Raw genomic sequence first — 9,959 nt, 5'->3', positions numbered from 1 at the left:
GCCAGATCGACACTGACCGCATGATCGAGCCAAGCCTCGAGATTGATACTGCCGTCGGTGTTGATCGGCTGGTGTGCTCTCACCTGTACCATCTTGCTTACCTTCCCTACGACGCAGATTCAATGCGTCAAATCGCTGACCTTCGTTGCCCGTGCGCCCACGTCGGGCTGATGCGCGGTTGCACGGGTGGGCCAGTCGGACCAGACGAGCATCCTAGCTCGCTTCAAATAACGCCATGGCCTCGACATGTGCCGTCTGAGGAAACATATCGAGAATCCCGGCACGTTTTAACCGGTAGCCCTGCTTGATCAATTCGACCGTGTCGCGCGCCAGAGTTGCCGGATTGCACGACACATATACCAACCGTTCGGCACCCAGCGTCCTGAGCTTGCGCACAACCTCGAAAGCACCGTCACGCGGTGGGTCCAAGAGTACCGCACAAAAGCCTTCCCGCGCCCATTCGGCATCGGTCAACGGCTGGGATAAATCGGCCTGAAAAAACTTCGCGTTATGCAGATTATTGCTAGCCGCGTTTGCCGCCGCCCGATCAACCATCGTCTGCACGCCCTCCACCGCCACCACTTCGCGAGTGGCCTTGGCCAGCGGCAAGGCAAAATTGCCGAGACCGCAGAACAGATCGAGAACCCGCTCATCCGTCGCAGGTTTCAGCCAGTCCAGCGCCTGGGCAACCATCGCTTCGTTGACGCCGGCGTTGACCTGAATGAAATCCCCTGGACGATAAGCCAACTCCAGATCCCACTGCTCAAGACGATAGCCCAGCGCCTGACCGGCCTCGACCGGTTGCGGCTCGCCGTCGCCATGCAGCCACAACTGGGCTTCATGGAGCGCACAGAAATCCTTGAGAATGGTCAGGTCGCCTTCGGACAATGGCGCCATGTGTCGCAGCAAAACCGCCAGTGATGAGCCGCTGAACAACTCCACATGCCCGAGTGCCTGAGGTTTGCTCAAGCGGCGCAACATCGGCGGCAAGCCGGTCATGATCGGCTGCAAGGGTTGTACCAGCACCGGACATTCATTGATGCCGACAATGTCCTGGCTGCCGGCGGCGCGGAAACCGACTTCGAGCATCTTGGCCTTCATGTCCCATCGCACGGCTACGCGGGCGCGGCGACGGTAGCCGAACTCTGGACCGCTCAACGGGACAGCCCACTCTTCGGTCTCGACGCCGGCGACCTTGGACAACTGCTCGGCGAGCATGCGCTGTTTCAGTGCGAGCTGTTCGTCATGTGGCAGATGCTGCACGCTGCAACCGCCGCAACGGCCGGCGTGGGCGCACGGTGCCGGGCGGCGCAGTTCGCTGGCCTTGAACACCCGTTCGGTGCGCGCCTCGACCACTTTGCCGTGGGCGCCAAGTACACGCGCTTCGATCTCTTCACCGGCCAATGCGCCGATGACGAACCAGGTACGCCCTTCGAAAAACGCGATACCGCGACCGTCATTGGCCAGGCGCTCGATGGTCAGGCGCTGTTTTTTGCCGGTCGGGACTTGCGGGGCCTTGCTGCCGCCGGTGGGCTGGAAGCGCAGGCCTCTTTCATGTTTGGCCATCAGTTGGGCGCGTCGAAAATGCCGGTCGACAGGTAACGGTCGCCACGGTCGCAGATGATCGCGACGATCACCGCGTTTTCAACTTCTTTGGACAGACGCAGCATCGCTGCCACTGCGCCGCCCGAGGACACGCCGCAGAAGATGCCTTCTTCACGGGCCAGTCGACGGGTCACGTCTTCGGCTTCGCTTTGCGCCATGTCGACGATCCGGTCCACGCGATCGGCCTGATAGATCTTCGGCAGGTATTCCTGGGGCCAGCGACGGATACCCGGGATCGCCGAGCCTTCCATCGGTTGCAGGCCGATGATCTGCACGGCGTCGCTCTGTTCTTTCAGGTACCGCGAAACCCCCATGATGGTGCCGGTGGTGCCCATGGAGCTGACGAAATGGGTGATGGTGCCCTGGGTCTGACGCCAGATTTCCGGGCCAGTGGTGGTGTAATGCGCCTCGGGGTTGTCGCCATTGGCGAACTGATCCAGCACTTTGCCACGGCCTTCGGCCTCCATGCGCTGGGCGAGGTCGCGGGCGCCTTCCATGCCTTCTTCCTGGCTGACCAGAATCAACTCGGCGCCATAAGCGGTCATGGCAGCCTTGCGTTCAGCGCTGGAGTTGTCGGGCATGATCAGGATCATCTTGTAACCCTTGATCGCGGCGGCCATGGCCAACGCAATACCGGTGTTACCCGAAGTCGCTTCGATCAGCGTATCGCCGGCATGGATCTGCCCACGCAGCTCGGCGCGGGTGATCATCGACAGCGCCGGACGGTCCTTGACCGAACCCGCCGGGTTATTCCCTTCGAGCTTGAGCAAAAGGGTGTTGCTGGTGGCGCCAGGCAGGCGCTGCAAACGGACCAGCGGAGTGTTGCCGACGCAATCGGCGATGGTTGGGTACTGCAAGGTCATGGCGTATTCGCAATCCAGACTGCGGGGGCGCCTATCATACCGGCAAACGTTCGAAGGCCATATCACGCAAAGTGTGGTGCTTATGGCTAACAGGAATAAGCCCTGGCTCAGTCCTCATCCGCTTGCCCGACATTCAATGCGTAGAACTCGTGCAGCTTGGCTTGCAACAGCAGTTTGTCCGGCAGTTGTACCTGATACTCAGCGATAAGCGCAGGCGACAGGCTGCGGTTGAGCGCATATTCAACCACCTCATCTTCCTTGCTGGCACAAAGCAGGACTCCAATGGCAGGGTTCTCATGAGGCTTTCGTTCGTCGCGGTCCAGTGCTTCCAGGTAGAAGTTCAGCTTGCCCAGATACTCCGGCTCAAAACGACCGACCTTGAGTTCAATGGCTACCAGGCAGTTAAGTCCCCGGTGGAAGAACAAGAGGTCCAGGGCGAAATCCCGCCCGCCAACTTGCAGCGGGTATTGGGAGCCGACAAAACAGAAATCACGGCCCAGTTCGATCAGGAACTCCTTGAGACGCGCCAGCAGCCCCTGATGCAAATCGGTTTCGGCATGGGTTCCGGGCAGGTCGAGAAATTCGAGCATGTAGGCGTCACGAAAAATCTCCAGCGCCGAGGGATGGGTTTGTTTCAGTGCTGTTGAGATTTTTGCCGGCTGAGTAACGCTGCGCTCAAATAATGCTGCCTTGAACTGGCGCTCCAGTTCCCGCTTCGACCACTTCTCCTGAATCGCCATGCGCAGGTAGAACTCGCGTTCTTCAGGGCGTTTGCTTTGGCCAAAGATCATCACGTTATGCGACCAGGATAATTGTCGCACCAGTGGCGCGACTTTCTCTTCAGCGTGGTAAATCTCATAGAATTGGCGCATGCGAAACAGATTGGACCGGGTAAACCCGCGCAACCCCGGTTGCGTCCTTGCCAGATGCTTAGCCAATTGACCGACCACGGAATCGCCCCACTCGGCCCGTTCCAGCTTGCGACTGATATGAGCACCGACCTGCCAGTACAACTCGATCAGTTGCGTATTGACCGCTCGAATGGCCTGCTGTCTGGCACCGTGGATCAGCGCGAGCACTTCGCTGAAACGATCATCTGATGTGCCGCTGGTTACGTCCGGTGCAGTCATGTTCTGTTCCTTGAGGATGATTGAAGGCCAGAGCTTAATCGGTCAAGGAAGTATGAAAATGCCGCTGATACCCTTTCGGAAATGTCGTACAACAATGCCGGAACGCTCCGGCGTGAGCAGATGTTGAGGGCTTGGCTGACCGTGCAGCTCGCACTTACTGGGTTTGAAGGGACGCCAGTGCAGGCGCAGTCTTGCTGGCGCACGCGCTATCACTGACTTGGCTTTCATCCGCGATCAGCCGCATGTTCATCCGCAACCCGCTACCCGTATTCTCGGCCCACAGCTGCCCGCCCTGTCGCTGCACCGCATTCCTCGCGATGCTAAGGCCCAGACCAAACCCGCCGTCCCCGGGCCGCGAGCCATCGAGGCGGGTAAAAGGCAGGAAGATCCGTTCCAGATCTGCTTGCGCCACGCCGCCACCCTGGTCCTCCAGCCACAGATGCCAGTACTCGCCGTCACGCCGGCCACCAAGGAGGACGATGCCGCCCTTGGGTGAATGACGAATAGCATTGCGCAACATGTTTTCCAGCGCTTGGGCCAACGTATCGAGATGGCCGCGAACCCAGCAGGAAGCGTCCACCGAACACAGCAACTGCCCGTTCGGCCAGCAGCTTTCATAGCAGGCGTTTTCGGTGAGCATTTCCCACAATGCCTGGACCTGGATCGCTTCATCAGGCAATCGGGTGCGTTCGGTGTCGAGCCAGGCCAGTTGCAGCGTGTCTTCCACCAATCGCTGCATGCCGTCGACTTCACGACCAATACGTTCGCGTAACGACTCCAGGCCCTGCTCGCTTTCACTGGCCACCCGCAGGCGACTCAGTGGTGTGCGCAATTCGTGGGACAGGTCGCGCAGCAATTGCTGTTGCAACGCAACCGTGCTTTGCAGACGTTCGGACATATGATCGAACGCTCTGCCCAGTTCACCCAGCTCATCGGTACGATTGGTCGTGCGGCTCGACAGCCGCACACTCAATTGGTCGGCCCGCCAGGCATTGGCCTGAGCACGCAAGTGATTGAGTGGTACCACCAACAGGCGATACAGCCCGACGCATAACAGCAATGTGAACAAGCCCGGAATCACACCGTTGGTGATCACCCGCCAGAACACCCGATATTGTCCCGGCAGAAAGCGTTCGGGCAACTCGATTACCAGGCTCCCGGTGGACGGGTCGCCAGGGAACGGTACCCGCATCCACGGCCGGCCTTTTTTGTGGATCGGCCAATCCAATCCGCGCAGGAAGGTCAGGCGCTCGATTTCCTTGTCCGAAAGTGACTGGTTGCTCAAAGACTGCAAATCACCGCCGATGACACCGACCCAGCCTTTTTCCCGCTGATGCATCGTCTGCAACCAGTCATCGATGCCGGCGTTCTGGCGCAATTGCCAGGCTTGTTCGGCTTCGGCGGCGTAGTGCGTCAGGGTTCTGCGGGCATCATCGGAGAGGAACTGATTGCGCTGTTCCATATAACGACCCCAGGACCAGCTCAACCAGATCATCAGCAAACAGAATGCGACCAGCAAACAGGCAAGCTTCCAGAATAGCGAGTGCCGGCCCGGCACATTACATTTCATCACTGGTGCTCAGAATGTAGCCCTTGCCCCAGACCGTCCGCACTTCGCGTTCGGTATAGCCGATGGCCTTGAGCTTGCGGCGGATCTGGCTGATGTGCATGTCCAGACTGCGGTCATGGGCAGAGTAACCGCGTTGCAGGACATGTTGATAAAGGAAGGCTTTGCTCAACACTTCATCGTCATTGCGATTCAGGGTTTCCAGCAAGCGGTATTCGCTGCGGGTCAGGCCGGCGGCTCGCTCGCCGTAAAAAACCTCGGACTGTTCATCGTCGAAATGCAAGCTGTCCCGCGGCGGCGCAATCGCTGCCGGCGTCGGCTGACGGTCGAGGGCGACGCGGCGCAGGATCGCTTCGATGCGTACCCGCAACTCGACCATGCTGAACGGCTTGGTCAGGTAATCATCAGCCCCCAGGCTAAAGCCACTGATGCGATCCGCTTCGGCCCCCAGCGCCGACATCAGCAACACCGGGGTGGAGTGACTCTGGCGCAATTGCGTCAGCACTGACAACCCGTCCAGTCCGGGCAACAGAATGTCCATCAACACCACGTCGAAGGCTTGCTCGCGGGCAGCGGCGAGGCCTTCCTGGCCGTTCTGGCACCAGGTCACCTGAAAGCCGCTGCGGCCCAGATGCTCATGGACATAAGCACCGAGCACGAGATCGTCTTCGATGGAAAGGATGCGCGGATGACCAGAGGCGATGGGAGTCATGAGTATCTGCAAATAATTCTCAGTTGATAATTATTCAAGATTGCTTCGCCTGAGGCAACCCGACACTTTGCGCAACCGTTGAAAAGGCCCGAACTGGCCGACGAACGACGACATCAATTTTACGAAGATTGCCCGCCAGCAAATCGCTACACTGCGCAGGTGGTGCATGCCACACGCGAGTGCAGGACTATCGATAGCTGGATGCAGGAGAGATGCGTGCTCAAGAAACTGGGAATCAAAGGCCGCGTGCTGTTGCTGACTCTATTGCCGACCAGCCTCATGGCGCTGGTCCTAGGTGGTTATTTCACCTGGATGCAGCAATCGGACTTGCAAACCCAACTCATGCAACGTGGCGAAATGATCGCCGAGCAACTGGCGCCGCTGGTAGCGCCGGCCATGGGCCATAAAAACAACGAGCTGCTCGAACGCATCGCTACGCAATCCCTCGAGCAGCCGGACGTGCGTGCCGTAACTTTCCTCGCACCTGACCGCACGTTACTGGCCCATGCGGGACCGACCATGCTCAACCAGGCGCCGCTGGGCGATGGTTCGCAAATGTTGCGGCGCAGTGGCAGCGATGCGACGCGTTATCTGCTGCCGGTGTTCGGCAAGCATCGTAATCTGGCAGGCGATGTGATACCCGATGAGGCCGATCGCCTGTTGGGCTGGGTCGAGCTCGAACTGTCGCACAATGGCATGTTGCTGCGCGGTTACCGCAGCCTGTTCGCCAGCCTGATGATGATCGCCGCCGGCCTGGGTGGCGCGGCGTTGCTTGCCTTGCGCATGGGCCGCACCATCAACCGGCCGCTGACCCAGATCAAGCAGGCCGTAGCCCAACTCAAGGACGGTCATCTGGAAACCCGACTGCCACCCCTTGGCAGTCATGAACTGGACGAACTGGCATCGGGCATCAACCGCATGGCTGGCACCCTGCAAAATGCCCAGGAAGAATTGCAGCACAGCATCGACCAGGCCACCGAAGATGTTCGCCAGAACCTCGAAACCATCGAGATCCAGAACATCGAACTCGACCTGGCGCGCAAGGAGGCACTGGAGGCGAGCCGGATCAAATCCGAATTCCTGGCCAACATGAGCCACGAAATCCGCACGCCGCTCAACGGTATTCTCGGTTTTACCCATTTGCTGCAGAAAAGCGAGTTGACCCCGCGCCAGCTCGATTATCTGGGCACCATCGAAAAGTCCGCCGACAGCCTGTTGGGGATCATCAACGAGATCCTCGACTTTTCGAAAATCGAGGCCGGCAAACTGGTGCTCGACCATATTCCGTTCAACTTGCGCGATCTGCTGCAGGACACCCTGACCATCCTTGCCCCCGCTGCCCACGCCAAACAACTTGAGCTGGTGAGCCTGGTGTATCGCGACACGCCTTTGTCGCTGGTCGGCGACCCGCTGCGGCTCAAGCAGATCCTCACCAATCTGGTCAGCAACGCCATCAAGTTCACCCGCGAAGGCACCATCGTCGCCCGGGCCATGCTCGAAGAAGAACACGATGACAGTGTGCAACTGCGCATCAGTATTCAGGACACTGGCATCGGCCTATCGAGCCAGGACGTACGCGCGCTGTTCCAGGCTTTCAGTCAGGCCGATAACTCACTGTCCCGGCAACCGGGCGGCACGGGGCTGGGGCTGGTGATTTCCAAGCGACTGATCGAACAAATGGGCGGCGAGATCGGTGTCGACAGTACACCGGGCGAAGGTTCGGAGTTCTGGATCAGCCTGAGCCTGCCCAAAACCCGCGACGATGCCGAAGACCTGCCCGGCCCGCCGCTGTCGGGTCGTCGTGTGGCGGTGCTGGAAAACCATGACCTGGCCCGTCAGGCGCTGCAGCATCAACTGGAAGATTGCGGTCTCGCGGTCACGCCGTTCAACACGCTGGAAAGCTTGACCAATGGCGTGACTGGCGTCCATCAGACCGATCAGGCCATCGACCTGGCGGTGCTGGGCGTCACCAGCAATGACATGCCGCCCGAGCGCCTTAATCAATACATCTGGGACCTCGAACACCTTGGCTGCAAAGTGCTGGTGCTTTGCCCGACCACAGAGCAGACGCTGTTCCACCTCTCGGTGCCCAACCCTCACAGCCAGCTCCAGGCCAAACCGGCCTGCACCCGCAAGTTACGACGCGCACTGTCCGACCTGGTCAACCCGCGCCAGATTCGCAGCGAACCCGGCGAACCGGTTTCCAGTCGCGCGCCTAAAGTGCTGTGCGTTGACGACAACCCGGCCAATCTGCTGCTGGTGCAGACGTTGCTCGAAGACATGGGCGCCAAGGTGCTCGCCGTGGAAAGCGGCTACGCAGCCGTCAAAGCGGTGCAAAACGAGACCTTCGACCTGGTGCTGATGGACGTGCAGATGCCGGGAATGGACGGACGGCAAAGTACCGAGGCGATCCGCCAGTGGGAGAGCGAGCGGCATTGCACACCGCTGCCGATCGTGGCGCTCACCGCCCATGCCATGGCCAATGAAAAACGCGCCTTGTTGCAAAGCGGCATGGACGACTACCTGACCAAACCGATCAGTGAGCGGCAACTGGCGCAGGTGGTGCTGAAATGGAGTGGCCTGGCGCTGCGCAACCATAGCCCGGAGCGCGCCAGCGACAGCCACAACGGTGCCTTTGAGTTGCAAGTGCTCGATCACGAAGAAGGCTTGCGTCTGGCCGCGGGCAAGGCCGATCTGGCGGCAGACATGCTGGCGATGTTGCTGGCGTCGCTGGAAGCCGACCGTGAAGCGATCCGCCAGGCCCAGGAAAGCCGCGATCACAACGCGCTGATCGAACGTGTCCATCGCCTGCACGGCGCAACCCGTTACTGCGGCGTGCCGCAACTGCGCGCCGCCTGCCAACGCAGCGAAACCCTGCTCAAGCAACAGGACCCGAAAGCCTACAGCGCCCTCGAAGAACTCGACCGGGCAATCAATCGCCTGGCCGCCCAGGCGCGCATCAATGCCTGACCTGGCGCAAAGACGCCGGTAGCGGGAAGGACTAATGTAGGAGCTGCCGCAGGCGACGATCTTTTGATCTTGAAAACGCTGAGTCTTCAGGGAGAACACATGCGCACGATTTTATTCAGCAGCCAGAACTACGACCGCGAGAGTTTTCTCGCCGCGGATCTGCCGCCCGGTATCGAGCTGCACTTTCAGGCGGCGCGGCTGAGCGTTGATACAGTGGCGCTGGCCGAACATCACGAGGTCGTCTGTGCCTTCATCAATGATGATCTCAGTGCACAGGTGCTCGAACGCCTCGCGGCGGGCGGCACACGCCTGATTGCCCTGCGTTCGGCTGGTTACAACCATGTCGACCTCGCAGCGGCGAAACGCCTCGGGCTGGCGGTGGTGCGCGTCCCGGCCTACTCGCCCCATGCGGTGGCCGAGCATGCAGTGGCGCTGATCCTGGCGCTCAACCGACGTTTGCACCGGGCCTACAACCGTACCCGCGAAGGCGACTTCAGCCTGCACGGGCTGACCGGTTTCGACCTGGTGGGCAAGACCGTCGGCGTGGTCGGTACCGGGCAGATCGGCGCTACATTCGCAAAAATCATGAACGGTTTCGGCTGCCGGTTGCTGGCTTACGACCCGTACCCCAATCCCCAGGTCGAAGCGCTCGGAGCCCGTTACCTGGGCTTGCCGCAACTGCTGGCCGAATCGCAGATCATCAGCCTGCACTGCCCGCTCAATGAACAGAGCAAGCATCTGATCAACCGCGAGTCTTTGGCGCACATGCAACCGGGGGCGATGTTGATCAATACCGGTCGCGGTGGCCTGGTGGACACCCCGGCGCTGATCGACGCCCTCAAGAGCGGGCAATTGGGTTATCTGGGGCTGGATGTGTATGAAGAGGAAGCGCAGCTGTTCTTCGAGGATCGTTCCGACCTGCCGTTGCAGGACGATGTTCTGGCGCGATTGCTGACGTTCCCTAATGTCATCATTACCGCGCATCAGGCGTTCCTGACCCGCGAAGCCCTTGGCGCGATTGCCGCGACCACCCTCGACAACATTGCGACCTGGAACGCCGGCACTGCGCAAAACCTGGTCACAGGTGACTGAACCTGATCGAAGGTCATGTG

General features: G+C 60.1%; 7 protein-coding genes. 2 read left to right on the top strand and 5 right to left on the bottom strand.

The features are described from left to right. Positions 1-213: 213 nt before the first annotated feature. The 5 genes from rlmD to D8U18_RS10835 form a co-directional block, all read right to left on the bottom strand. Positions 214-1,566 (bottom strand): 23S rRNA (uracil(1939)-C(5))-methyltransferase RlmD, encoded by a 1,353-nt coding sequence (rlmD, locus tag D8U18_RS10855; protein ID WP_130931545.1) that lies wholly within the window; start codon positions 1,564-1,566, stop codon positions 214-216. Beyond that, positions 1,566-2,468 (bottom strand): cysteine synthase CysM, encoded by a 903-nt coding sequence (gene cysM, locus D8U18_RS10850; protein ID WP_056853124.1) that lies wholly within the window; start codon positions 2,466-2,468, stop codon positions 1,566-1,568. The genes rlmD and cysM overlap by 1 nt, the downstream gene beginning before the upstream one ends. A gap of 107 nt (positions 2,469-2,575) precedes the next feature. Then, positions 2,576-3,598, bottom strand: coding sequence for a PDDEXK nuclease domain-containing protein (locus tag D8U18_RS10845; protein WP_131107608.1), 1,023 nt, complete (start codon positions 3,596-3,598; stop codon positions 2,576-2,578). Positions 3,599-3,752: 154 nt separating this feature from the next. Next, positions 3,753-5,168, bottom strand: a complete 1,416-nt coding sequence (locus D8U18_RS10840; RefSeq protein ID WP_131107607.1) for a sensor histidine kinase — start codon at positions 5,166-5,168, stop codon at positions 3,753-3,755. Beyond that, on the bottom strand, positions 5,158-5,877 hold the full coding sequence (locus D8U18_RS10835; protein WP_131107606.1) for a response regulator transcription factor: 720 nt from the start codon (positions 5,875-5,877) through the stop codon (positions 5,158-5,160). Before D8U18_RS10835 ends, D8U18_RS10840 begins: the two co-directional genes overlap by 11 nt. Positions 5,878-6,093: 216 nt before the next feature. Between D8U18_RS10835 and D8U18_RS10830 the strand changes: the two genes are divergently transcribed. Together D8U18_RS10830 and D8U18_RS10825 are read left to right on the top strand one after the other, a co-directional pair. Beyond that, entirely contained in the window at positions 6,094-8,847 is a 2,754-nt protein-coding gene (locus D8U18_RS10830; protein ID WP_056853128.1) for a response regulator, read from the top strand. Between the two features lie 99 nt (positions 8,848-8,946). Then, a complete protein-coding gene (locus tag D8U18_RS10825) occupies positions 8,947-9,939 on the top strand; it encodes a 2-hydroxyacid dehydrogenase (protein WP_056853129.1) in 993 nt (330 codons plus the stop codon). The last annotated feature ends 20 nt before the right edge of the window (positions 9,940-9,959 follow it).

The organism is Pseudomonas sp. Sample_10, from assembly GCF_004321495.1.
In the GTDB taxonomy this organism is placed as follows: Bacteria; Pseudomonadota; Gammaproteobacteria; order Pseudomonadales; family Pseudomonadaceae; genus Aquipseudomonas.
This window is presented reverse-complemented; position numbering and strand designations above follow the sequence as displayed.